Below are 23,849 nucleotides of genomic sequence, written 5' to 3'. Positions count from 1 at the left end.
CACGGGCTGGCCTCAGTCTTCGCCCACCGAGCCACCACCGCTTTCGCCCGCAGTGCCTTCGGCACGACCGGCATCGCCGGGCTTGCGGCGGCGCCGGCGGCGCTTCTTGGCCGGGGCGTCCGTGCCGTCGCCCGGCGCCGGCACAGCCGCTGCAACGCCCTCGTCGCCTTCGGCATTCACGTCACGGAAACGCGGGTCGGCGTCAACCGGCGTTTCGCTGGTGGCTGCGCCCTGCTGGGCCGGGTGGTCGCTGTCGCTGCGTTTGACGCGCCGCGCCTTGCCGGCACCGGGCTTGGCCAGGTTCTCGCGCCGCTGCGCGTCCACCATGTCTTCGCGCATGTCGTCGCTGGACAGGCTGAAGGTTTCCCACCAGTGCGCCAGTTCTTCGTCCACTTCACCGACCTGGGCACGCAGGCGCAGGAAGTCGAAACCGGCGCGGAAGCGCGCCTGCTCGACCAGGGTGAAGGGCGAGGTGCCGACGCGTTTTTCAAAACGCGGCTGCATCATCCAGATCTCGCGCATGTCGGCGCCAAGCTTGCCGCGGCCCGAGACATCGCCGATGCGCGCCTCGAAGGCGTCGTCCACCGCGTCCTGCAATGCCGCAAACGGCGGCGGCGGGCGCTGGCCCGGGCGCGGGTTCAGGCGCTGGCTCCAGTTCTTGCGCACGTCGGCCCACAGCACACAGGCGAGCAGGAAACTTGGCGCCACCGGCTTGCTTTCGCTCACGCGGCGGTCGGTGTCCTGCAGCGCGAGCTTGACGAACTCGTCGTCGGCGCGCTGCACCACCACGTCGAGCAGCGGGTAGATGCCGGTGCCCAGGCCCACGGCCTTCAACTGCGCCACGCTGGCCAGCGCGTGGCCGGTCTGCAGCAGCTTGAGCATTTCGTCGAACAGGCGGCTTTGTGGCACGTCGGCCAGCAGCGTGTGCGAAGAGGCCAGCGGCGCCAGCGTCTTGGCGTCGAAGCTGAAACCCAGGGCGCTGAGCTTGGCTGCGAAACGCACGGCTCGGATGATGCGCACCGGGTCTTCGCGGTACCGCGTGGCGGCGTCGCCGATCATGCGCAGCGTGCGCTTCTTGGCGTCGCGGATGCCATGGTGGAAGTCGACCACGGTCTGCGTTTCCGGGTCGTAGTACATGGCGTTGATGCTGAAGTCGCGCCGCGCCGCGTCCTGCTCGATCGGGCCCCAGACGTTGTCGCGCAGCACGCGCCCGCTGGCGTCCACGGCGTGCTTCATGCCCGCAAGTTCGCCCTTGCTGGTGCGCTCGTTGCCAGCCACCTGCTCGGCATCGGCGCTGTCGAGGTAAGCGCGGAAGGTCGAAACTTCGATCACCTCGTGCTCGCGTCCGCGGCCGTAGACCACGTGCACGATGCGGAAGCGCCGGCCGATGATGAAGGCGCGTCGGAACAGGCCCTTCACCTGCTCGGGCGTGGCGCTGGTGGCGACGTCGAAGTCCTTGGGCCGCAGGCCCAGCAGCAGGTCGCGCACCGCGCCACCCACCAGGTAGGCCTCGTAGCCGGCCTGCTTGAGGGTGTGCACCACGTCCAGTGCGCGCTGGTCCACCAAGGAGCGGTCGATGCCGTGCACGGCCACCGGCACGTCTTCGCGCTTGCCAAAGGGGTTGGCGCGGCGGCTCGGGGTGCTGCTGGTCTTGCCCAGCAGCCGGTCGATGAATTTCTTGATCATTCGAATAGGTTCAATGTGCGCCAGCCCCTCTCGAGGGCGATGGCGCTGAGCCGGGCATCCGGGTTGGTGGCCACGGGCTCGTGCACTTTTTCCAGCAGCGGCAGGTCGTTGATGGAGTCGCTGTAGAAGGTGCTGTGCTGCACACGCGACCAATCCAGTCCGCGCGCGGCCAGCCATTGTTCCACACGCGCGATCTTGCCCTCCCGGAAGGACGGTGTGCCGCGGATCTCGCCGGTCGGTTCGCCGCTGGCGTCGTGTTCGAGTTCGACCGCGATCAGCTCGTCCACGCCGAAGGCGCGGGCGATGGGAGCGGTAACGAATTCGTTGGTGGCGGTGACGATCACCACCGTGTCGCCCGCATCCCGGTGCCGCTGCACCAGCCCGCGCGCGGTGGCACCGATGCTCGGGCTGATGACCTGCTGCATGAAACGTTCGTGGGCCTTCTGGCCCGCGGCCAGGCCGTGCTCGCGCAGGGCGGCGGTGGCAAAACGGATGTAGCGGCGGATGTCCAGCGTGCCGGCCTTGTAGTCGGCGTAGAAGGCGGCATTGGCTTCGGAGAAGGCCTGGGCGTCGCGCCAGCCGATCGAGACGGTGAACTCGCCCCAGGCGTGGTCGGAGTCCAGGGGAATCAGGGTGTGGTCCAGGTCAAAAAGGGCCAGGTTCATGAAGGCATTCACTCGTTCTCGAGCATGGATTTGATCAGGGGAATGGTGATGGCGCGCTGCGTGCGCAGCGCATAGGCGTCGAGCTGGTCGAGCAGCATCATCAGGCTGGAGAGGTCGCGCGAGAAACGGCGCAGCATGAAGTCCATCACCTCGTCGCTCAGGAACACGCCGCGGTCGTCGGCGGCGCGGCGCAACACGGCGCGGCGTTCGGTTTCGCTCAGTGCCTGCAGCTGGAACACGTGGCCCCAGCCGAGGCGGGTGCGCAGGTCTTCGCGCAGGCGCAGGTCGGCCGGCGGGCAGGTGGCCGCGGCCAGCACCCAGCGCGCCGGGCCGCTGGCCGGGCTCTGGGCGTTGACGAACCAGTTGAAGGCCGCGGCCTGCTGGGCCGCGGTGTAGAGGTGGCACTCGTCGAGCAGCACCGCGTCCCACTGGTCGTCGAACTCGGTCGGGTCCAGGGTGCCGGCATCGAGCCAGCCGACGCGGCTGCCCTGCTCGCGCATGGCTTCGCGCACGGCGCGCAGCAGGTGCGTCTTGCCGCTGCCGCTCTCGCCCCAGAGAAAGGTGGGCACGGGCGAGCGCAGGGGGTTGTGGGTCCACAGGCGCAGGTGCTCGATGGCGGCCTCGTTGCCTGCGACGACAAAGTTGGACAGGGTGGGCACGGGCGCGAAGCCGATGTCCAGCGCCATCTGCCGCATGGGATTGTTCGGTCCGGTGCTCATGGTCGGGGTTCTTCGGGGGCGGCGCGCGCACCTTCCAGGTACAGCGCGCTGGTGACGTAACGCTGGCGAAGGCGGCGCACCGCCACCAGCAGCACGGCGCTCGCGGGCAGCGCGATCAGCACGCCCACGAAGCCGAACAGATGGCCAAAGGCCAGCAAGGCAAAGATGACGGCAATCGGGTGCAGGCCGATGCGCTCGCCGAGCAGGCGCGGTGTGAGGTACAGGCTCTCCAGCACCTGGCCGATGCCGTAGACCGCGGCCACCAGGGCCACGCCCAGCACGGTCTGGAACTCCAGCAGCGCGGCCAGCAGGGCCAGCACCAGGCCCAGGCCGAAGCCCAGGTAGGGCACGAACACGGCCAGGCCGGTGAACACGCCGATGGGCAGGGCCAGGTTGAGCCCGACCAGCGCCAGGCCCACGGTGTAGAACACGGCCAGCACGCCCATCACCAGCAGTTGGCCGCGCAGGTACTGGCCCAGCACGTCGTCGGTCTCGTCCAAGAAACCCTGCACGCTGGTGCGCCAGCGCGGCGGGATCAGGCTCTTGGTGCGTTCGACCAGGTTGTCCCAGTCCAGCAGCAGGTAGTAGGCCACCAGCGGCATCAGGAACAGGTTGCCGAGCACCGCGGCCAGCGCACTGCCGCCGATGCGCAGGGACGACAGCAGGCTCTCGATGATTTCGCTCTCGTGGCCGGTCACCAGTTTGGTCAGCCATTCGCGCACCAGGCTCACGTCCACCGAGAGCGTGACGCCGAAGCGCCCGGCCAGTGGAATGAGCCAGTCGTTGAAGCGGTTCAGCAGCACCGGCACCTGCTCGCGCAGCAGCGGCACCTGCTTGGTGATGACGGGCACGATCAGCAGCAGCACCGCCAGCAGCACCAGCATCAACAGGCTGATGGCCACCCCCGCGCCGAGCCAGCGCGGCACGCGCCGGCGGTGCAGGCGCTCCACCAGCGGGTGCAGCACATAGGCCAGCACCGCGGCCAGCAGGAAGGGCATGAGTACCGGCGCCAGCACCGACAGCAGCAGCCAGATGACGACCGCGATCGTGGCCCAGAGCAGGGCACGGATCTGGTTGGAGGTCAGGGGCATGGGGAGGGGCTCGGCGGGGTGGGCAGGGTTGCGGGGGCAAACCCGTAAAATCTGGGGCAAATTCTATCGGGCACCCCTCAGGGTACCCGAAAGCCCCCTCCTCCCCGCGTCCCGTCCACCGACCGCCCCGCCCTGCGCCGGGCCAGCCTGCACATGACCTCTGCCTCCACTCCCCTTTCGTACAAAGACGCTGGCGTCGACATCGTTGCCGGCGACGCGCTGGTCGAGCGCATCAAGCCGCTGGCCAAAAGAACCATGCGCGAAGGCGTGCTGGCCGGCATCGGCGGCTTCGGCGCCCTGTTCGAGGTGCCCAAGCGCTACAAGGAACCCGTGCTGGTCTCCGGCACCGACGGCGTGGGCACCAAGCTCAAGCTGGCGTTTGAATGGAACATGCACGACACCGTGGGCATCGACCTGGTCGGCATGAGCGTGAACGACGTGCTGGTGCAAGGCGCCGAACCGCTGTTCTTCCTCGACTACTTCGCCTGCGGCAAGCTGGACGTGGACACGGCCGCGGCCGTGGTCGGCGGCATCGCCAAGGGTTGCGAGCTCAGCGGCTGCGCGCTGATCGGTGGCGAAACCGCCGAAATGCCCGGCATGTACCCGGCCGGCGAGTACGACCTGGCGGGCTTCTGCGTCGGTGCGGTCGAGAAGTCGAAGATCCTCAACGGCCAGAATGTGCAGGCGGGCGACGTGGTGCTGGGCCTGGCCTCGCACGGCGTGCATTCCAACGGTTTCTCGCTGGTGCGCAAGTGCATCGAACGCGCCGGCACCGATCTGCCCGCCACGCTGGACGGCCAGCCATTCCGCGAGGCCATCATGAAGCCGACCCGCCTGTACGTGAAGAACGTGCTGGCCGCGCTGGCCGCCCACCCGATCAAGGCCCTGGCCCACATCACCGGCGGTGGCCTGCTGGAAAACATCCCGCGCGTGCTGCCCGAAGGCACGGCGGCCCACCTCGTCAAGGGCAGCTGGCCGCAAACCGAGCTGTTCGCCTGGCTGCAGAAAACCGCCGGCATCGACGACATCGAGATGAACCGCACCTTCAACAACGGCATCGGCATGGTGCTGGTGATCGACGCCGACCAGGCCGCGGCCTGCGCCGCCACGCTGCGTGACCTGGGCGAAACGGTGCACGAGATCGGCCGCATCGCACCGATCGGCGACGGCGCCGCCGTGGTCGTCGCCTGAGCGCGTCCTGACGTGGCGCTGCCGCGCATGCTGCCGGGCCACCTGCTCGCGGTTTGCGTGGGCTTGCGGATCCTGATTCACAAGGCCGCGCCTGCGATCCATCACACCATAGGCGACGCTGAGCGGGTGAAGTGGCCCGCTGGCAGAGCGACGGTATGACCGACGAGGCCGCCCTGCTGCACAGCTTGCGCGGCCGCGTGGCGAACATCATCCGGCGTGCGCCCGAGGCACAGGACGCCAGCCGCTGGCACCCGCTGCACCTCGCGGGCCGTGACCTGCGGCTCGCGCTGCCGATCACCTTCACGCCCTACGCTTCGGCGCGTCCCTGCTCGGCGCGTTGCGCCTTCTGTTCCGAGAACCTGCGCCCCACCCGCACGCTGACGCCCGCCGCGCTGCTGCGGCCAGAGCCCGACTACTTCGCGGGCCTGGCGCGTGCGTTGCGCGCGCTGCGTGGCGTGCCCTTGTCCTGGTCGCTCTCGGGGTTAGAAAACAGCGATGACAGCGCGTGGTTGCTGCAGTTGCTCAGCGTGCTGCAGGCGGCCGAGCAGAACGGCATCCCGGTGCAGGAACGCGTGCTCTATTCCAACGGCTCCGGCTTCGCGCTGGTCCCGGGCCCGGTCTTGCTGGACGCGCTGCAGCGCTTCGGCCTGAGCTGGGTCGAGCTGTCGCGCCACCACCATCAGGGCGCGGCCAATCAAGCCATCATGCGTTTCCGGCCCGGGCAGCCGATCACGCGGCAGCCCTGCTTTGAACAGGTCGTGCAGCAACTGGCCGCACGGCTGCCGCTGCGCCTGGTCTGCCTGCTGCAGCAAGGCGGCATCGCCAGTCCGGATGGCGTGGCCGACTACCTGGCCTGGGCCGCGCACTGCGGCGCCGGCACGGTGATCTTTCGAGAATTCTCACGCCTGGACCGGGACTACCGCGACAACGGCACGGCGCGTTACCTGGCCAGCGCACGCGTGCCCATGGCGCCGCTGCTGCGTGCCTGCCTGGACGACCCGCGCCTGGGGCCGCGCTGGCAGCTCTGCTCGCTCACCGAGGGCTACTACTTCCAGAACCTGCGCGTGCGCACCCCCGAAGGGCTGGAGGTGGTATTCGAGTGGTCCGACTACGGCGCGATGCACGAACGCCACGCGAGCGGCGAGGTGTACAAGCTGGTCTATTTTGCAAACGGCCAGCTGTGCGCGGGCTGGGACCCGGGCCACGATGTGCTGCTGGACACGCGCATCCCCGAAGGAGCCCCACATGGATAGTCGCAGCTGGATGCCACTGGTGCCCGAGCCGCCCGAACACCGCCTGCCGGCGGCGCTGGCCGCGCGCGATCCGCTGGGCGGGCGCGACATCGGCTGGGTCACGCAGATGCGCCCTTTCGTGCGCCAGTTCAGCCGTCCTGGCGACACCGTCTTCGACCCCTTCGCAGGGGCCGGGACCACGCTGCTGGCCGCGCAGCTGGAAGGCCGCACGGCGCTGGGCTGCGAGGTGGACACGGCGCGCGTGGCGCTCATCGGTGAGCGTTTTGCGCAACTGCAGCTACCGGCGCCGCGCGTGATGGCGACCTCCTGCGATCGTTCGGACGATACCGCGCTACCGCCCTTCGCGCTGTGCCTGACCAACGTACCTTACTTCGGCTGCCGCTGGCCTGGCGCGGACACCCCCGATCAGCTCTACGCCAGCGACAGCTACGCCGCCCACCTCGACGGCCTGCGCGCGGTCTTTCACCGCGTGAGCCAGCGCCTGCCCGATGGCGGCTTCTGCGTGGCGATGGTGCAAAACCTGCGCCTGGACGGACGCATGTTGCCGCTCGCCTTCGACCTGGCGCGGATTCTGGGCAGCCTGTTCGAGCTGCAGGAAGAACGGCTGATCGTCTACGAGCGCATGCCACAGGCTCTGGAGGCCTTCGACACCCATACCGACCGCAGTCACGAATACGCGCTGATCGCGCGCAAACAACGCTCCCCGGTGGATTTGCCCGCCACGGCCGCACTGCTCGAATCCTTGCGCGCGGCGGGGCATCGCTTCACGCTCTTCGGCAGCTTTGCGCGCTGGCTGGACGAGCCTGCAGGCGTCACACCCGCCGATGCGGACCTGCGCGTGCAGGCCGACGAAGCCACGCTGGGCGTACTGCTGGCCGATCTGCACCGGCGCGGATTCTCCCTCCAGAGCTGGGGCGATGCGGTGCCGCTGCCGTTGCGGCTCGCACCGTACCGTGGCCGCCACTACTTCCGCGCTGAGCGCATCGACCGTGAGGGAGCCCGGGTGCGGCTGGACCTGTGCTACGAGTGAAGCCGCGCAGCTGTGGCGCGGGAGGCAACGCCCTCCGGAGACACCGAGGGTCCGGCCAAGCCGGCCCCAGGTATCGCCCGGGGGTGTTTACCTCTTGAGTTGCGCAAGCACGCGCTGCTTGATGTGGTTGAAGGCCGCACCGGTGCGCTCGCGCGGGCGCGGGAGCCCCACCTCGATCACGTTCTGCACCCGGCCCGGCCGGGGTTCCATCACCGCCACGCGGTCACCCAGGAACACCGCCTCGTCCACGTCGTGCGTGACGATCACCACCGTCACGCGGCGCTCGCGCCAGATGCGCAGCAGCTCTTCCTGCATGTGGGCACGCGTGATCGAATCCAGCGCGCCGAAGGGTTCGTCCATCAGCAGGATGTCGGGCCGCGACACCAGCGCGCGCGCAATCGCCGCGCGCTGCGCCATGCCACCCGAGAGCTGGTGCGGCCAGGCCTGCGCAAAACCGGTCAGGCCGACCAGCTCCAGCTGCTCCTGGATGCGCGCCTCGCGTTCGCGCCGGCTCAGGTCCAGGCTGTCCAGCCCCAGCGCGATGTTGTCGGTGACGCTGAGCCAGGGAAACAGGCGGTGGTCCTGGAACACCAGGCTGCGCTCCACGCCCGGCCCGGCCACGGGCCGGCCCTCGATCAGGATGTCGCCGTCAAAGCGGTCATCCAGGCCGGCGATCAGCCGCAGCAGGGTCGATTTGCCGCAGCCCGAGGCGCCGACGATGCTCAGGAATTCACCGCGCGGAATCTCCAGGCCGATGCGTTGCAGCACCGGCAGGTTCTGCCCGTCGATGGAATAGGTCTTGCCCACGTTGCGCAGGCTCAGGGAGGCGGGTGCGGCCTCCAGGGTGGTGGTGCTCATCAGCGGTTTCTCCAGGGAACAAGGCGCACGAACAGGACCTGCGCAAAACGGCTCAGGCCATAACCCACCAGGGCCATGACCAGCACGCCGATCAGCACCAGGTCCATGCGGAAAACGTCGCGCGCGGTGGCCAGGTAGGCGCCGATGCCAAGGCCGGTGCCGATGGCGTACTCCGAGCCCACGGTGCCGATCCAGGCGGTGAGCAGGGCCAGCTCCACCCCGGTCAACACCGACGGCAGGATGGCCGGCAGCACCAGCCGGCGCAGGCGCTGCCAGGGCCGCAACCGAACCACCGCAGCCACCTCGCGGTACACCGGCGGAATCGCGCGCACGCCCTGCTCGGTGTTGAGAAAAACGGGGAAGAAGGTGGAGATCGAGATGAAGACGATCTTCACCGCGTCGCCATTGCCGAACCAGGCGGTGAGCAAGGGAATCCAGGCGAACAGCGCCACCTGGCGCAGCCCGTGCAGGCTGGGCGCCACCGCCAGTTGCGCCGGCCGCGACAGACCCACCGCCACACCGGCCGCGATGCCCAGGCTGGCGCCGATGGCAAAACCCAGCGCCACGCGCCACAGGCTGCTGGCTCCGGCGGCCCAGATCTGGCGGCCCTGCTCGTCGAAGAACGGCGCCATCAGCACCTGGTGCAGCGGCACCATCAGCGGGTGGTTGACCAGCCCGGTGTCCACCAGCAGCAGCCAGACCGCCGCCAGTGCCAACGGCAGCCACGCGCCGGGTGGCACGCGCAGCCGGGTGCCGTTCAACGCCAGTGTGTCAGCCATGGTGGGGCACCCAGCGGCTGAGCGCGGTTTCCAGCCGGCGCAACAAACGGTCGAGCGCGTAACCGGTGAGGCCCACCACGACGATGCCGACGATCACGATGTCGAGCTGGAACAGCTTGCGGCCCCAGACCATCATGTAGCCGATGCCCTCGGTGGCGGCCAGCATCTCGACCACGATCAGCGCGATGAAGGCGTGGCTCAGGCCGAGGCGGAAACCGCTGAACACGGTGGGCAGGCTGGCCGGCAGCGTGAGGCGCGTGAGCTGTGTCCAGCGGCGCAGGCGCAGCACGCGGGCGGCCTCGGTGTAGGCCAGCGGAATCTGGCGGATGCCGCGCGAGGTGTTGAGCACCACCGGCACCATCACCGCCTTGGCGATCACGATCACCTTGAGCGCTTCGTCGATGCCGAAGATCAGGATCAGGATGGGAATCCAGCCCAGCGTGGGCACCGCGAACAGCGCGCGCAGCGTCGGCTCCAGGTGGGCACGCGCGCGCGCCGACACGCCGAGCCAGACGCCCAGCGCCAGGCCGAGCGGCCCGCCCAGGGCCAGGCCCGAGGCGATGCGCTGCAGGCTGATCAGAAAACCGTCCAGCAGCTCGCCGCCGCGTGCGAGCTCCAGCAGGCTGTCCCACACCAGCGCCGGTGCCGGCAGGATCTGCGGCGGCACCCAGGCGTTGACCGCCGCCCACTGCCACAACACGACGATGCTGACCGGCAGGGCCAGCGCCAGCAGCAGGCGCCGCAGCGGTGCCGGCACGGCGCTGCGCCATGGCCAGGCCGGCGTGGCCTGCGCTGCCGGCGCGGTGGTGGCGCCAACGCCGGGGGCGAACTGTTCGAGTGCCGACATGGTGTCGTGGCCTCCGTGCTGTCAGTGCCGGGCCACAGCCGCGGCGCGGTCAGCCCAGTAGGCTTGCAGGCCCTGGGCGCGCAGCGCGTTCTCGACATAGGCTGGGGCCGCCCACCTGGCGACGTCGATGTCGGCGCGGATCAGCTTGTTCTCCTTACTGAACGCAATGGCGTCTTCGTACTGGCTGAGCAGGAAGGCGTCCACGCGCGGGTTGAACACTTCTTTGAGCGACACGCCGTCGAAGTCGTCCTTGAAGGCCTGGTAGGGCACGCCCGAGAGCACCCAGATGCGGTAGGCCTCGTCGCGGTTGTTTTCCTGGCCCAGCCAGTGCGCGGCCTTCACTAGCGCGTTGGCCACACGTTGCGTCGCCTCCGGGTATTGCTTCTCGAAGCTCTCGCTCACCAGAATGCCGCCGAAGCCCGAGCCCTTGGCGCCCAGTTCCCTGGACGAATAAAACACCTTGCCCACGCCCTTGTCGCGCAAGGTCAGCAGGCTGCTGGAGCCCACCGCGGCGTCCACACTGCCGGCCGTGAGCGCGGCGAGCTGGTCGGCGGTCTTGAGGTCCACCAGCTGGATGTCACGCAGCGTGAGGCCGTTTTCCTGCAAGGCCTTGAGCAGCGCCCAGTGCAGCACCGTGCCCTTGGCCACCGCCACCTTGCGGCCCTTGAGGTCCTTGAAGGAATTCACCTCCAGGCCCTGGCGGCTGAGCGCGAACACGGGGGTGTAGCCGTAAGACGAGAGGATGCGCGTCGGCAGGCCGCCGGCCTTGCCGATGATGTTGGGCAACGAGCCGTACTGCGCGAAGTCCAGCCGGTTGTTGGCAATCGCCTCGTTGATGGCCGGGCCGGTGCCGGTGAAGTACTCGAAGCTGAGCTTGACCGGCGTGCCCTTGAACGCATCGGCAATGAAGCCCTTGTTCTGCGCGATGGCCAGCAAGGCCACGCCATGCGGCTGGCCAAAACCCTGGCCGAAGCCGCCGAAGCGGATGGCCTCGGGCTGGGTCTGCGCGTGGACGCCGAGCGAGGTGACAGCGGCCAGCAGCAGGGCTGAAACCGATTTGAAGAATGAAGAAGTCATGAAGCTGTTTCCGTGAAGAAGAAGGGAAGTCGGTCCAGGGCAGCGCGGAACCGGCTCTACCGGGCCGCAGGTGCCGTCCCCTTGAGGGGTCGCGCGCAGCGCGGCGGGGGTGTGCCGCTCAATGCGCCCGGCGCAGCAGCTCGAAGCTGGCGTCCAGCACGGCAGTGGGTTGGCGGTCCTTGCCCCAGCCGACGGCGCGGCGGTAACTGCCGATCCACTGCTGCACCTCGGTGCCCTGCTCGGCCACCGTGACGGCGTGGTCGGCCACCGGTGCGACGTACAGCGCATCGGTCGGGCAGTACAGCTCGCACATGAAGCAGGTCTGGCAATCGTCCTGGCGGGCGATGCGGGGAATGCCGCCGGGCACGGCGTCGAACACCTGCGTCGGGCAGGCGCTGACGCAGATGTTGCAGCCGGTGCAGCGTTCGGGGCTGACGATCTCGATCATGCGGCGAGCCTTTCGGGTTGGGTGTGGGCCGACGCGGCGGCGGGCACGGGCGTGTTGCGCACGGCCTGCGTGCGCACCCAGATCTCGTCCAGACCACCACTGACCAGGCGGTGCTGTTGCGCCAGGTCCAGGCCGGCGTGGTCGGCACGGCGCGCCATGCCGCGCGTTTCGGTGCGTTGCAGCGCGCTGCGGTACATCCAGCGCGCGGTGGCCAGCATGGCCACCGCTTCGCGGGCCCGCACCGCGTGTTGCGCGCTCGGGGCGCCGGCCTGGCGCACGCGTGCCCACTGGGCGTCGAGCCGCTGCAGCGAATCTTCGAGCAGGTCGGCGCGGCGCGTCCAGTTGCGGTCGTAGGGGAACACCTCGGCCTGCACCGCGCGCACCAGTTCGTCCGGGTTCCAGGCCGATGCGCCACCGTCCTGGATGCCGGCGGTGCCCGCGCGGCGCAGGGTGCGTCGCGCCAGGCTGCGCGTGCCGCGGCTGAACTCGGCCGCCCCGGCCCCGGCCCAGAAACCGGAAGACATGGCCCAGGCCGCGTTGTGGCTGCCGCCGCCGGTGAAGGCGCCGCAGATCAGCTCACGTGTGGCGGCGTCGCCGGCTGCGTAGAGGCCGGGCACCGAGGTGGCGCAGTCGCCGCCGATCACGTGCAGGCCACCGGTGCCGCGCACCGTGCCTTCCAGCCGCAGCGCCACCGGGAAGTGCTCGCTGAACGGGTCGATGCCCTGGCGGTCGAAGGACACGAAGAAGTTGGGCTGGGCGTTGCGCATCCAGGCGCGGATGTCGGCATCGGCACGGTCCAGGCAGGCGAACACCGGCTGTGTCTGCAGCGTGCGGGCGATGATGCCGCGGCCACGCGAGGAACCCGCGCCATCGATCGGCACGCCGTCGGCGTCGTAAAAGGTGGCCCAGTTGTAGAACAGCGACTTGGTGACCGACGAGAACGACGGGCCCAGGCCGTAGGCGTTGGAGAACTCCATGCCCGAGAGCTCGGCACCGACCTCGGCCGCCATCAGGTAGCCGTCGCCGGTGAGCACGTTGCAGCCGAGCGCGCGGCTCAGGAAGGCGCAGCCACCGGTGGTGATCACCACCGCACCGGCGCGCACCACCCAGGTCTCGCCGGTGGAGCGCGTGATGCCGGTGGCACCGGCCACCTCGCCGTTCTCGTCGGTGAGCAGCTCCAGCGCCGGGCTGTGGTCGAGGATGCGGGCACCCGCCTCCTTCACCTTCTTGCGCATCAGGCGCATGTACTCGGGGCCTTGCAGCGAGGTGCGCTGCAGCTGGCCGTGCTCATCGGTCGGAAACGGGTAGCCCCATTCGGTGAGGGTTTCGGTGTTGATCCAGGTCTGCTCGAGCACCTGGTCCATCCAGGCGTGTTCGGCCAGTTCACCGCCCATGGTGAAGCGGCTGGCCTTGGCGTGTTCGCGCGCGGCACGATCGCGCGGCACGTGCCAGAGGCCGGTGCCGGACGGTGCGGTGGCACCCGAGGTGCCGCAAAAACCCTTCTCTACCAGAGTGACGCGCGCGCCACGCGCGGCCGCCGCCACCGCGGCCCAGGTGCCTGCGGGGCCTCCGCCGATGACCAGCACGTCGGTCTGGATCTGCTGCTGTCCGGCGGCGTCGCTCAGCAGCGGGGAATGAATGCCGGCTTGCGCCATGGTCTGCTCTCCAATGTGTTCAGAGAGGGCAGTCTAGAAACGCAGCACCGCTTTTCCAACGATGGATACCGAGGTTCGATATGCGGAAAAAGCCGCCCGGCGCGGCCGCCGCTCAGATCAGGGCTTCGGAGGGCAGCACGTGCACACCGGGCGTGGCCGCCAGCGCGGCCTGCAGCAGGTGGTGGGCGATGCGTTCGGCCGGCACCACGCGGTAGCGGCGCGGCAACAGCGGCTGCACCACGCGCGAGACCTGCACCGCCAGCCGCTCCAGCGGGCGCGGCTCGGCCCTGTGGCCGGCGATCAGCCCCGGGCGCACCAGCGTGAGCGAGGGGTAACCCACGGCCTGCAGGTCGCGCTCGGTCTCGCCCTTGGTGCGCGAATAGAAGACGCGCGAGCGCGCATCGGCCCCCAATGCGGAGTTGAGCGCAAAGGCCCTGGCGCCGTGGCGCCGCGCGAGGTAGGCGACCTCCAGAGGGTGGTCGTGGTCCACCTTGTAGAAGGCGGCCTGCGAGCCGGCCACGCGGATGGTGGTGCCTAGGGTGCAGATCACCGCGTCCACCTGCCACCAGTCGGCGTCATGCGGCAGGCGCTCGAAATCCACCAGGGGATTGAGCAGCTTGGGTTGCGGCACCAGGGGTTTGCGCGTGGGTGCCACGACGCGTTCAATGGTCGGATCGGCCAGGGCCTGCTGCAGCACATGGCTGCCCACCAGCCCGGTGGCACCCACCAGCATCAGTTGTTTCATGTTGTCTGTCGTGTCGCCGGGGTGGCGACCTGTTGGCGCGCATGGTCGATGCGACCGTGCGGCGCGTCAAACGGACTTACACCAGGACACATCCCGTGCAGCGCCGGCGGCGCTCAGTTGTGCGCGCCACGCAGCGCCTGCAGGCGCTGGGTGATGGTCTCGCGGTCCAGCGCGTCGTCGGTGTGGGCCACGTAAGTCTCCAGGTCGGCCACGGCCAGCGGCACGTCGCCCATCTCGGCCCAGGCCAGCCCGCGGTCGCGGTGTTCGATCCAGGCGTCGGGCAGCAGGATCAGCAGCCGGTCCAGCACTGCGATCAGGCGCAGCCAGTCTTCCTGCGTGCTGTGGATTCCCTTCAGGTTGCGCAACAGCCGCGACAGGATGTCGCGCGGCGTGGCCGCCTGCAGGTACAGGCCCACCGGCACGTCGAAGTCGTCCACCAGGCCGTTGCGGCGCTTGTAGGGTTCCAGGCGTTCGGACAGGTCTTCGCGGCTGAGCGATTGGCCGGTGAAGGGGTCAATCACCACCTGGCCATTGGGTAGGTTGACCTTGACCATGAAGTGGCCGGGAAAGTTGACGCCACGCGCCTTCAGCCCCAGGCCCTGCGCCAGCTCCAGCCAGAGCACCGCGAGCGTGATCGGGATGCCGCGGCGCGTGCGCAGCACGGCGTTGAGAAAGCTGTTGTCGGGGTCGTAGTAGTTGTTGACGTTGCCGCCAAACCCCATGTCGCGAAAAAAGAACTGGTTGAGCGTGCGCAACCGCTGCAGGGGGCTGGCGTCGCTGGCGCAGCGGCGCCGCACGCGGGCGAGCATCTGGTCCACGTCGCCGAGCACCTGCTGCACGTCCAGGTCGGGGTACTCGTCCTGCGCCACCGAGACAGCCGCCTCGAACAGCGGCAAGGCCTCGTCGTCCCCCACCAGGGCAGCAAAGTACGCCAAGGGGGTCGGGGCAGAAAATTCGTACACAGTGGGCATGGTGTGGCGGGGTCCTGAGGCCACAGATTACGTCATTTTCGGACGAATTGCCTCAATTGCAGGCCCCCCAGCAGCAAGGTGAGGAAATACACCAGCACCCCGCCCAGCACACACAAGGTGAGCAGGCCGACGCGCTGCAGCGCCTGGCCCTGAAAGTCCAGCCAGTTCACGTGCTGCGCGGCCCACATCAGGAACACCGCCAGCAAGGCGCTGGCGGCCACCACCTGGGTGCCGAACCGGGCCCAACCCGGCGCCGGCCGGTAGGCGCCGCGGCGCAGCAGACCAACCAGCAGAAACAAGGCGTTCACCATGGCGCCGATGCCGATCGCCAGCGCCAGGCCGGCATGGCCCAGGCGCGGCACCAGCAGCAGGTTGAGCAGTTGCGTGAGCACCAGCACACCGATGGCGATCTTCACCGGCGTGCGGATGTCCTGCCGCGCGTAAAAGCCCGGCGCCAGCACCTTGATGGCGATCAACCCGATCAGGCCGGCGCCATAACCCATCAGGGCGGCGGCGGTGCGCTGCACGTCGGCGGCGGTGAAGGCGCCATAGTGGTACAGCACCGCCACCAGTGGCTGGGCGAACGTGAGCAAGGCCACCGCGCAGGGAACGGCCAGCAACACCACCAGGCGCAGGCCCCAGTCGAGCAGGCCGCTGTAGCGGTCGGTGTCCTCCGCCGCCTTGGCCGCGGCCAGTTGCGGCAGCAGCACCACACCCAGCGCCACGCCCAGCATGGCGGTGGGGAACTCCATCAGGCGGTCGGCATAGGTGAGCCAGCTCACGCTGCCCGCACCCAGGTGGGAGGCGATCTGGGTGTTGATCAACAAGGAGATCTGCGCCACGCTCACGCCCAGCAGGGCCGGCAGCATGAGGGTGGTCACACGCCGCGTGCCGGGGTGGTTCCAGGCGGTGGTGAGGCTTGACCAGCGCAAGCTCACGCGCGGCAGCATGCCGATCTTGCGCAAGGCAGGAATTTGCACGCCCAGTTGCAGCATGCCGCCGAGCAACACCCCGCCGGCCATGGCATAGATCGGCGGAATGCCAAGTGTGCCGAACCAGGGCGCACCCCAGGCCGCCGCCGCGATCATTGCCACGTTGAGCAGCACCGGCGTGGCCGCCGACACCGCAAAACGCTTCCAGGTGTTCAGGATGCCGGCCGACAGGGCCACGAAGGACATGAAGCCGATATAAGGAAACATCCACCGCGTCATGACCACGGCGGCATCAAAACCGTCCTGCTCCAGGCCACTGGCCATGGCCCAGACCAGCAGCGGCGCAGCCAGCACGCCCAGCACACAGGTTAGGGTGAGGGCCCAGGCCAGCACGGTGGCGATCTGGTGCACCAGCAGGCGCGTGGCGTCGTCGCCGTCCTTTTCGCGTACGCCGGCCAGCACCGGCACAAACGCCTGGCTGAAGGCACCTTCGGCGAACAGGCGGCGCAGCAGATTGGGGATGCGGAAGGCGACGTTGAAGGCGTCGGTGAGCGCGCTGGCGCCGAAGGTGGCTGCCATCAGCAGCTCGCGCACCAGGCCGGTGATGCGGGACGCCAGCGTGAACAGCGAGACGAGGGAGGCGGACTTGAAAAGGGTCACGCCGGGAGTGTAACGACCGGGATCGTGGCCCTTTCCAGGCGGTCGGGCCCGGCCAGGCGCTGCTTTCCGGCCCGTCGGGCCCGTCTTGCAGGCAATGACGCCCGTGCTAAAATCGCGGGCTTTGCTGGCATCATCCCCAAACATTGAAGGAAACTCACCATGGCAACCAAGCCGAAGAAAAAGAACCCCCGCCTGGCGTCTGGCCGCAAACGCGTTCGCCAGGACGTCAAGATCAACGCAGCCAACACCTCGCTGCGCTCCAAATACCGCACCGCCGTGAAGAACGTTGAAAAAGCCGTTCTGGCCGGTGACAAAGACAAGGCGACCGAACTGTTCGCCAAGATGCAAAAGGTTGTCGACATCGTCGCCGACAAGGGCATCTTCCACAAAAACAAGGCAGCTCGCGACAAGAGCCGCCTGTCGTCCAAGGTCAAGGGCCTCGCAGCAGCCGCTGCAGCCTGAAGCCCACCGGTCTGGCCCCGCCAGACCACCAGCCCGGGCCATCTGGCCCGCCGTTTGAAACGGGTGCGCTGCCAGCAAAAGCAAAAAAGCCGTCGTCAGACGGCTTTTTTGTTGCCCGCTCGGGGCAGCAGTGCGAAAAAAATCAGCCCTTGGCCGGGGGATCGGGCAACAGGCAGGCCTCAGCCACCTGCAGGCCGTTGTCGCGCGCGAAGTTCATGCAGAAATCCCAGGCCATGGGTTCGTGCTCGCGCAATTCGGCGTCCACCACCACGCATTTGATGCCGTTGATGTTGTTCGGCACACACCAGGGGGAATAACTCAGGTGGCTGCCGGGCGTGGCACCGCCGGGGCGGAACGAGCTCATGACGCCGGCCAGGCGTTCGGCCCAGTCGCTGGGGCGAAAAGTGCGGCCATCCTGCGTAACGCCCTGGATGAACACTTGTTTGGCTGTGGGTGAAACCATTCGGGAGAGGGGCCTTCGGATGGACGGCTCGGAGGAAAAACACCATCGCCAGACCGAGGATCGCTCACTGGGATGGACGGTAGGTATTCTATCTTATATAAGACTTGACCCAAGGGATTACCCGGGTCGGCACCTGCGTGCGCGCCCGGCATTTCTTCGATGCTCAACTAGCAATGATGATGCCCATGCACAGCCCCTAAAATCGCGCTTCAACGGCTCAACCTTCGTTGGGCCTATTTTTTTTGACCTTCCCCCTGCCCTTCATTTCCGGAGTCCCTGCATGAACGCCGCCCTCAAGCCCGTCGCCTCGCCCCACGTGATGAACACCTACGGCCGTCTGCCGATCGCGTTGTCCCATGGCCGAGGCGTGCGCGTGTGGGACGTCAACGGCAAGGAATACATCGACGCGCTGGCCGGCATTGCCGTCAACACCCTGGGCCACGGCCACCCCAAACTGGTGCCTGCCTTGCAGGACCAGGTGGCCAAGATGATCCACTGCTGCAATTACTACCATGTGACCGACCAGGAAAACCTGGCCCAGATGCTGGTCGAGCGCTCCGGCCTGACCAACGTGTTCTTCTGCAGCAGCGGCCTGGAAGCCAACGAGGCCGCACTCAAGCTGGCGCGCAAGTACGGCCACGACAAGGGCATCGAGCGCCCGGAGATCGTGGTCTACGACAAGGCTTTCCACGGCCGCTCCATCGCCACCCTGTCGGCCACCGGCAACCCCAAGGTGCAGGCCGGCTTCGGCCCGCTGGTGGAAGGCTTCATCCGCGTGCCGCTCAACGACATCGAATCGCTGAAGAAGGCCACCGCGGGCAACCCCAATGTGGTGGCGGTGTTCTTCGAGACCATCCAGGGCGAAGGCGGCGTGAACGCCATGCGCGCGCAGTACCTGAAGGAAGTGCGTGCGCTGTGCGACGCCAACGACTGGTTGCTGATGATCGACGAGGTGCAGTGCGGCATGGGCCGCACCGGCAAGTGGTTCGCCCACCAGTGGGCCGGCATCGTGCCCGACGTGATGCCGCTGGCCAAGGGCCTGGGCTCGGGTGTGCCGATCGGCGCGGTGGTGGCCGGCCCGAAGGCCGCCAACATCTTCCAGCCCGGCAACCACGGCACCACCTTCGGTGGCAACCCGCTGGCCATGCGCGCCGGGGTGGAAACCATCCGCATCATGGAGCAGGAAGGCCTGCTGGAGAACGCGGCACGTGTCGGCGAACACCTGCGTGCCACCCTCGAGAAGGGCCTGGCCGGACGTCCCGGCCTGAAGGAGATCCGCGGCCAGGGCCTGATGATCGGCGTTGAGCTCGACCGCCCCTGCGGCGTGCTGACCGAGCGCGCTGCCGAAGCCGGCCTGCTGATCTCGGTCACCGCCGACAGCGTGATCCGCCTGGTGCCGGCGCTCATCATGACCACGGCCGAGGCCGACGAGGTGGCGGGCATCCTGCTGCCGCTGATCCACGCTTTCCTCGCTGAGTGACCCGCACCATGACGATCTCGCACTACCTGCAGTTCAAGGATCTCGACGCCAGCGCCTACGCCTACCTCTTTGAACGCGCGGCCTTCATCAAGCGCAAGTTCAAGGCCGTGGAGAAGTACCAGCCGTTCGCCGACCCCGACCGCACGCTGGCCATGATCTTCGAGAAGGCCAGCACCCGCACGCGCGTGAGCTTCGAAGCCGGCATGTACCAGATGGGTGGCTCGGTAGTGCACCTGACCACCGGCGACAGCCAGCTGGGCCGCGCCGAACCCATCGAAGACAGCGCGCGCGTGATCAGCCGCATGGTCGACCTCGTGATGATCCGCACCTACGAGCAGAGCAAGATCGAGGCGTTCGCCGCGCACTCGCGCGTGCCCGTCATCAACGGCCTCACGAACGAGTTCCACCCCTGCCAGATCCTGGCCGACATCTTCACCTTCATCGAGCAGCGTGGCTCCATCGCCGGCAAGGTGGTGGCCTGGGTCGGTGACGGCAACAACATGGCCAACACCTGGCTGCAGGCGGCCGAGCTGCTCGGCTTCACGGTGCACGTGAGCACGCCCGGTGGCTACGAGGTGGACCCGGTGCTCGCCGGCATCACGCAGCGCGACTGCTACAAGGTGTTCAAGGACCCGCGCGAAGCCTGCCAGGGCGCGCACCTGGTCACCACCGACGTCTGGACCAGCATGGGCTTCGAGGCCGAGAACGAAGTGCGCCGCGAGGCCTTCAAGCGCTGGTGCGTGGACGAAGACATGATGCGCGCGGCCCAGCCCGACGCGTTGTTCATGCACTGCCTGCCCGCACACCGTGGTGAAGAGGTCAGCGCCGAAGTCATCGACGGCCCGCAGTCGGTGGTCTGGGACGAGGCCGAGAACCGCATGCACGTGCAGAAGGCCTTGATGGAATACCTGCTGCTGGGCCGCCTCGGTTGAAGCCACCGCCATCGTCCACGGCGTTGCTGGAGCGCTACCTGCCGGTGCACCAGTTCGCCGAACGGCATGGCCTGCAGGTGGCGGCCGCGCCGGCGCAGTTGCTCGATCAGGTTGCGCCCGTGCTGCAGCAGGCAGACCCGCTGGTGAACAAGGCCATCGCCCTGCGCGAAGCCCCGGCACGGCTCTGGCAAAAACTGGGCGGCCGCAATGCCTTGCCGGCGCGCCCGTTCGGCCTGGACGATTTCACCCTGCTCGAACGTCGGGGCGATGGCGAGCTGGCTTTTGGCCTCGCCGGCCGCTTCTGGCAAGCCGACTACGGCCTGCACCCGGTCGCCAACGCCGACGCCTTTCTCAACCTGCAGGGAGTGCCGAAGCTGGTGCTGCACTTCAGCGCCAGCCCACACGGCAACAGCACCTGGCTGAGCACCTGCACCCGCGTGAGCTGCCCCGACGCCGCCAGCCTGCGCCGCTTCCGTCCCTATTGGCTGCTGATCCGCCCGGTCAGCGGCCTGATCCGCCGCCGCTTGCTGCAACGCATCGCGGCCGCCGCCACCTGAGACCCTCTGTGCAAGCGCTGCTCGACACCATCAGCCGGCTGGACAAGCCCACCGACGCCGCCCGCGTGTTCCATGGCCGCGGCGGCCTGCACCCGGGCCACGAACAATGGGCGCTCGACGCCTTCCCGCCGGTCTGGGTGCTGACCAGCTTCCAGCCGGTGGACGAGGCCACGCTGCAGACCCTGCACACGGCGCTGGCCGCGCGCTGGGCGCAGATTGCACCCGGCGAAAGCCTGAACTGGGTGTTCCAGTGCCGCCACGAGCGCCAGACCGAAACCCGCCTGATGGCCGGCGCCGTGCCCGAGCCGCATGTGGTGACCGAGCGCGGCGCGCGTTACCTGGTGCACGTGCTCAAGGGGCAGAACCACGGCCTGTTCCTCGACATGGCCGAGGGCCGGCAGTGGGTGCGCGAACACGCCGCGCAGCGCAAGGTGCTCAACCTGTTCGCCTACACCTGCGCCTTCTCCATCGCGGCGCTGCAAGGCGGCGCACGCCAGGTGGTCAACGTCGACATGAGTGGCGGCGCGATGGCGATCGGCCAGCAGAACCACCCGCTCAACGGACTCGCTTCGGGCGCCAGTTTCCTGCCGCACGACATCTTCAAGACCTGGGGCAAGATCACGCGCAGCGGCCCCTATGGCCTGATCATCGTGGACCCGCCGAGCTTCCAGAAAGGCAGCTTCGTCGCCACCAAGGACTACCAGCGCCTGATGCGCCGCATGAACGAGCTGCTGCTGCCCGAAGGCCAGTTGCTGCTGTGCCTCAACGCACCCGAGCTCGGCCCCGACTTCCTGCAGCAGCAGATGCAGGAGGCCGCACCCGAGCTGCAGTTTGAACGGCGGCTGGACAACCCCGCCTCGTTTGCCGACGTGGCACCCGAGCGCGCGCTCAAGGTGCTGCTGTACCGCGCACCCGCGCTGCCGCCCCGCGACGCATGAGCAACACCTGCACCAGCTGCGGCGCCTGCTGCGCCTGCTTCCGTGTCGACTTCTCGGTGCACGAGACCGAAGACCTGGGCGGCACGGTGCCGGGCGGCCTGGCGGTGGAGGTCAATCACAGCATCGCGCGCATGCGCGGCACCGACCATTCACCACCACGCTGCGCCGCACTCAGCGGCAAGGTGGGTGTGCGGGCCGTGTGCGGCATCTACGAGTGGCGGCCCTCGCCCTGCCGCGAGTTCGAAGAAGGCAGCGAGGCCTGCACACGCGCGCGCCAGCGCCATGGCCTGCCCGCGCTGGACGGTGCCGGCTGAGCCTGCCGCCCCGGCGTTGGTCGTTGATGCAGGCCCCAACAAATAGGCGGGCCTGTTGGGATTAACCGACACCACGGTTTTTTTCAGGGTGCTACCTTCATCGCACCATGAAACAGCTCTGGGACATCTCCCCGCCGGTGCACGCGCGCACCCCCGTTTTTCCGGGTGACACGGCCTACTCGCAACAGTGGGCCGCCACCATCGGCCCGGGCTGCCCGGTCAACGTGAGCGCGATCACGCTCTCGCCACACGTGGGCGCACATGCCGACGCACCGCTGCACTACGACGCCGAAGGCGCCGCCATCGGCGAGATGCCGCTCGAACCCTTCATCGGCCCCTGCCGCGTGATCCACGCCATCGGCTGCGGCCCGCTGGTGCGGCCCGAACACATTGCGCATGCGCTCACGAACCTGCCCCAGCGGGTGCTGGTGCGCGTCTACCAACAGCAGCCGCAAGACCGCTTCGACGACGCACTGCCCGCCTTCGCGCCCGAAACCGTGGCGCAGTTGGCCGACCTTGGCGTGCAGTTGATCGGCATCGACAGCGCCAGCATCGACCCGGCCAGCAGCAAGACGCTGGAGAGCCACCAGACCACCCGCCGCCGCGGCCTGCGCGTGCTGGAAAACCTGTTGCTCGACGACGTGCCCGAAGGCGACTACGAGCTGATCGCCCTGCCCTTGAAACTCAGCACCGCCGACGCCAGCCCGGTGCGCGCCATCCTGCGAAGCCTGACATGACCACAAAGACCACCGCCACGATCTCCCTGGAAGACTGCCGCGCACGCGACGCGCAAGACCCGCTGCGCAGCCTGCGCGATCTGTTCCACCTCCCCGACGGCATGGTCTACCTCGACGGCAACTCGCTCGGCGTGATGCCGCGCAGCGCACCCGCGCGCGTGGCCGACGTGGTGGCGCGCGAATGGGGCACCGACCTGATCCAGAGCTGGAACAAGAACGGCTGGTTCGGCCTGCCAAAAAAAGTCGGCGACAAGATCGCGCGCCTGATCGGTGCCGCCCCCGGCACCGTGGTGGCCACCGACAGCACCTCCATCAACCTCTACAAGGTGCTGTCGGCCGCCATGCACCTGGCCGCCAGCGAACGCCCGGCCGCGCGCCGCATCGTCAGCGAACGCAGCAACTTCCCGACCGACCTCTACATCGCCGAAGCGCTGTGCAAGGAACGCGGCTTCGAGCTGGTGCTGGTGGAGCCCGAAGGCATCAACGCCGCGCTCACACCCGAGGTGGCGGTGCTCATGCTCACGCACGTCAACTACCGCACCGGCGCCATGCACGACATGGCAGCCGTGACGCAGGCGGCGCACGCGGTTGGCGCGCTCATGCTGTGGGACCTAGCGCACAGCGCCGGCGCGGTGCCGGTGGACCTCACGGGCGCCAACGCCGACTACGCCGTGGGCTGCGGCTACAAGTACCTCAACGGTGGCCCCGGCGCACCGGCTTTCGTCTGGGTGCACCCGCGCCACACCGACCGTTTCTGGCAACCGCTGGCCGGCTGGTGGGGCCACGCCACGCCCTTCGAGTTCACGCCCGACTACCGGCCCGCACCGGGCATCACGCGGTACCAGTGCGGCACCCAGCCGATGATCAGCCTGGCCGCGCTCGAATGCGGCGTGGACAGTTTCCTGGCTGCCGAAGCGCTCGGCGGCATGGCCGCGCTGCGCACCAAATCGCTCGCGCTCACCGACCTCTTCATCCAGCTCGTGAACCAGCGCTGCCAGGGCCACGGCCTGGGCCTGGCCACACCGCTGGCGCATGCGCAACGCGGCTCGCAGGTCTGCCTGAGCAAGCAGGAAGGCGCCTACGCCATCGTGCAGGCCCTGATCGCGCGCGGCGTGGTGGGCGACTTCCGCGCCGGCGACGGCGTGCGCCACCCGGACATCCTGCGCTTCGGCTTCACGCCGCTCTATATCGGCTTCGAAGACGTGTGGAACGCGGTCGAGCAGTTGCACCAGGTGCTGGTGAGTGGTGAGTGGCAACGGCCCGAGTTCAACCAGAAACACGCGGTGACCTGAACATGAATCGAACACACCCCTGCATCGCTTCGCGCTACCCCCTCAAGGGGGCGTCATCAGCCGTCCT

25 protein-coding genes are annotated in these 23,849 nt (G+C 68.4%); 11 read left to right on the top strand and 14 right to left on the bottom strand.

All coding sequences use genetic code 11. From position 1 onward, the window contains the following. Window positions 1–12: 12 nt before the first annotated feature. The 4 genes from pcnB to HPA01S_RS10340 are packed head-to-tail and all read right to left on the bottom strand — an operon-like array spanning window position 13 to window position 4,161. Window positions 13–1,686, bottom strand: a complete 1,674-nt coding sequence (gene pcnB / locus HPA01S_RS10355) for a polynucleotide adenylyltransferase PcnB (protein WP_066269604.1) — start codon at window positions 1,684–1,686, stop codon at window positions 13–15. Beyond that, complete coding sequence (locus tag HPA01S_RS10350; RefSeq protein WP_066269647.1) at window positions 1,683–2,351, bottom strand: histidinol-phosphatase; 669 nt, start codon at window positions 2,349–2,351, stop codon at window positions 1,683–1,685. The genes pcnB and HPA01S_RS10350 overlap by 4 nt, the downstream gene beginning before the upstream one ends. Window positions 2,352–2,359: 8 nt before the next feature. Beyond that, a complete protein-coding gene (gene hda / locus HPA01S_RS10345) occupies window positions 2,360–3,046 on the bottom strand; it encodes a DnaA regulatory inactivator Hda (protein ID WP_066269602.1) in 687 nt (228 codons plus the stop codon). A gap of 20 nt (window positions 3,047–3,066) precedes the next feature. Then, window positions 3,067–4,161, bottom strand: a complete 1,095-nt coding sequence (locus HPA01S_RS10340) for an AI-2E family transporter (RefSeq protein WP_066269600.1) — start codon at window positions 4,159–4,161, stop codon at window positions 3,067–3,069. A 153-nt stretch (window positions 4,162–4,314) separates the two neighbouring features. Here HPA01S_RS10340 and purM point away from each other — a divergent pair, with 153 nt between their 5' ends. From purM to HPA01S_RS10325, 3 genes are all read left to right on the top strand, one after another. Beyond that, window positions 4,315–5,352, top strand: coding sequence for a phosphoribosylformylglycinamidine cyclo-ligase (purM, locus tag HPA01S_RS10335; protein WP_066269598.1), 1,038 nt, complete (start codon window positions 4,315–4,317; stop codon window positions 5,350–5,352). 155 nt (window positions 5,353–5,507) lie between these two features. Beyond that, window positions 5,508–6,605 carry a hypothetical protein gene (locus HPA01S_RS10330; protein WP_066269596.1) on the top strand — a complete coding sequence of 366 codons (1,098 nt, stop codon included), beginning with the start codon at window positions 5,508–5,510 and terminating at the stop codon, window positions 6,603–6,605. Next, a complete protein-coding gene (locus tag HPA01S_RS10325; RefSeq protein ID WP_066269594.1) occupies window positions 6,598–7,635 on the top strand; it encodes a DNA methyltransferase in 1,038 nt (345 codons plus the stop codon). The genes HPA01S_RS10330 and HPA01S_RS10325 overlap by 8 nt, the downstream gene beginning before the upstream one ends. A gap of 87 nt (window positions 7,636–7,722) precedes the next feature. Here HPA01S_RS10325 and HPA01S_RS10320 read toward each other — a convergent pair whose 3' ends face one another. From HPA01S_RS10320 to murJ, 9 genes are all read right to left on the bottom strand, one after another. Further along, window positions 7,723–8,493 (bottom strand): ABC transporter ATP-binding protein, encoded by a 771-nt coding sequence (locus HPA01S_RS10320; protein ID WP_066269592.1) that lies wholly within the window; start codon window positions 8,491–8,493, stop codon window positions 7,723–7,725. Next, window positions 8,493–9,272, bottom strand: a complete 780-nt coding sequence (locus HPA01S_RS10315) for an ABC transporter permease (RefSeq protein WP_157084960.1) — start codon at window positions 9,270–9,272, stop codon at window positions 8,493–8,495. Before HPA01S_RS10315 ends, HPA01S_RS10320 begins: the two co-directional genes overlap by 1 nt. After that, on the bottom strand, window positions 9,265–10,119 hold the full coding sequence (locus HPA01S_RS10310; RefSeq protein WP_066269590.1) for an ABC transporter permease: 855 nt from the start codon (window positions 10,117–10,119) through the stop codon (window positions 9,265–9,267). The genes HPA01S_RS10315 and HPA01S_RS10310 overlap by 8 nt, the downstream gene beginning before the upstream one ends. Before the next feature lie 21 nt (window positions 10,120–10,140). Continuing rightward, window positions 10,141–11,196 (bottom strand): ABC transporter substrate-binding protein, encoded by a 1,056-nt coding sequence (locus HPA01S_RS10305; protein WP_066269588.1) that lies wholly within the window; start codon window positions 11,194–11,196, stop codon window positions 10,141–10,143. Between the two features lie 118 nt (window positions 11,197–11,314). Further along, window positions 11,315–11,644: a 4Fe-4S dicluster domain-containing protein gene (locus HPA01S_RS10300; protein ID WP_066269586.1), complete on the bottom strand. Its 330-nt coding sequence runs from the start codon at window positions 11,642–11,644 to the stop codon at window positions 11,315–11,317. Continuing rightward, window positions 11,641–13,299, bottom strand: coding sequence for an FAD-dependent oxidoreductase (locus HPA01S_RS10295; protein ID WP_066269584.1), 1,659 nt, complete (start codon window positions 13,297–13,299; stop codon window positions 11,641–11,643). Before HPA01S_RS10295 ends, HPA01S_RS10300 begins: the two co-directional genes overlap by 4 nt. 112 nt (window positions 13,300–13,411) lie before the next feature. After that, window positions 13,412–14,044, bottom strand: coding sequence for a Rossmann-fold NAD(P)-binding domain-containing protein (locus HPA01S_RS10290; protein ID WP_066269582.1), 633 nt, complete (start codon window positions 14,042–14,044; stop codon window positions 13,412–13,414). A 113-nt stretch (window positions 14,045–14,157) separates the two neighbouring features. Beyond that, on the bottom strand, window positions 14,158–15,015 hold the full coding sequence (locus HPA01S_RS10285) for a SirB1 family protein (RefSeq protein WP_066269580.1): 858 nt from the start codon (window positions 15,013–15,015) through the stop codon (window positions 14,158–14,160). Between the two features lie 32 nt (window positions 15,016–15,047). Beyond that, entirely contained in the window at window positions 15,048–16,607 is a 1,560-nt protein-coding gene (gene murJ / locus HPA01S_RS10280; RefSeq protein WP_066269575.1) for a murein biosynthesis integral membrane protein MurJ, read from the bottom strand. Window positions 16,608–16,766: 159 nt separating this feature from the next. Between murJ and rpsT the strand changes: the two genes are divergently transcribed. After that, window positions 16,767–17,069, top strand: coding sequence for a 30S ribosomal protein S20 (gene rpsT / locus HPA01S_RS10275; protein WP_066269573.1), 303 nt, complete (start codon window positions 16,767–16,769; stop codon window positions 17,067–17,069). 142 nt (window positions 17,070–17,211) lie between these two features. Here the strand turns inward: rpsT and HPA01S_RS10270 are convergent, their stop codons facing one another. Continuing rightward, entirely contained in the window at window positions 17,212–17,532 is a 321-nt protein-coding gene (locus HPA01S_RS10270; RefSeq protein ID WP_066269571.1) for a DUF3579 domain-containing protein, read from the bottom strand. A 280-nt stretch (window positions 17,533–17,812) separates the two neighbouring features. On the opposite strand from HPA01S_RS10270, the gene HPA01S_RS10265 reads away from it, so the two are divergent. The 7 genes from HPA01S_RS10265 to kynU all read left to right on the top strand — a co-directional run bounded on the left by HPA01S_RS10265 (window position 17,813) and on the right by kynU (window position 23,782). After that, complete coding sequence (locus HPA01S_RS10265) at window positions 17,813–19,012, top strand: aspartate aminotransferase family protein (RefSeq protein WP_066269569.1); 1,200 nt, start codon at window positions 17,813–17,815, stop codon at window positions 19,010–19,012. 8 nt (window positions 19,013–19,020) lie between these two features. Continuing rightward, window positions 19,021–19,944, top strand: coding sequence for an ornithine carbamoyltransferase (gene argF / locus HPA01S_RS10260; protein ID WP_066269566.1), 924 nt, complete (start codon window positions 19,021–19,023; stop codon window positions 19,942–19,944). After that, a complete protein-coding gene (locus HPA01S_RS10255; RefSeq protein WP_218005338.1) occupies window positions 19,941–20,501 on the top strand; it encodes a hypothetical protein in 561 nt (186 codons plus the stop codon). The genes argF and HPA01S_RS10255 overlap by 4 nt, the downstream gene beginning before the upstream one ends. An 8-nt stretch (window positions 20,502–20,509) precedes the next feature. Beyond that, the gene (locus tag HPA01S_RS10250) at window positions 20,510–21,439 is read left to right on the top strand and encodes a class I SAM-dependent methyltransferase (RefSeq protein ID WP_066269564.1); all 930 of its coding nucleotides are present in this window, start codon (window positions 20,510–20,512) and stop codon (window positions 21,437–21,439) included. Continuing rightward, window positions 21,436–21,753 carry a YkgJ family cysteine cluster protein gene (locus tag HPA01S_RS10245; RefSeq protein WP_066269563.1) on the top strand — a complete coding sequence of 106 codons (318 nt, stop codon included), beginning with the start codon at window positions 21,436–21,438 and terminating at the stop codon, window positions 21,751–21,753. The genes HPA01S_RS10250 and HPA01S_RS10245 overlap by 4 nt, the downstream gene beginning before the upstream one ends. Window positions 21,754–21,860: 107 nt before the next feature. After that, window positions 21,861–22,490 carry an arylformamidase gene (kynB, locus tag HPA01S_RS10240; protein ID WP_066269561.1) on the top strand — a complete coding sequence of 210 codons (630 nt, stop codon included), beginning with the start codon at window positions 21,861–21,863 and terminating at the stop codon, window positions 22,488–22,490. Beyond that, window positions 22,487–23,782 (top strand): kynureninase, encoded by a 1,296-nt coding sequence (gene kynU, locus HPA01S_RS10235; RefSeq protein ID WP_066269560.1) that lies wholly within the window; start codon window positions 22,487–22,489, stop codon window positions 23,780–23,782. Before kynB ends, kynU begins: the two co-directional genes overlap by 4 nt. The last annotated feature ends 67 nt before the right edge of the window (window positions 23,783–23,849 follow it).

It is taken from the genome of Hydrogenophaga palleronii NBRC 102513 (assembly GCF_001571225.1).
Taxonomy (GTDB): Bacteria; Pseudomonadota; Gammaproteobacteria; order Burkholderiales; family Burkholderiaceae_C; genus Hydrogenophaga; species Hydrogenophaga palleronii.
The sequence above is the reverse complement of the archived record's forward strand: the minus strand, read 5'-3'. Positions and strand labels throughout refer to the sequence as shown.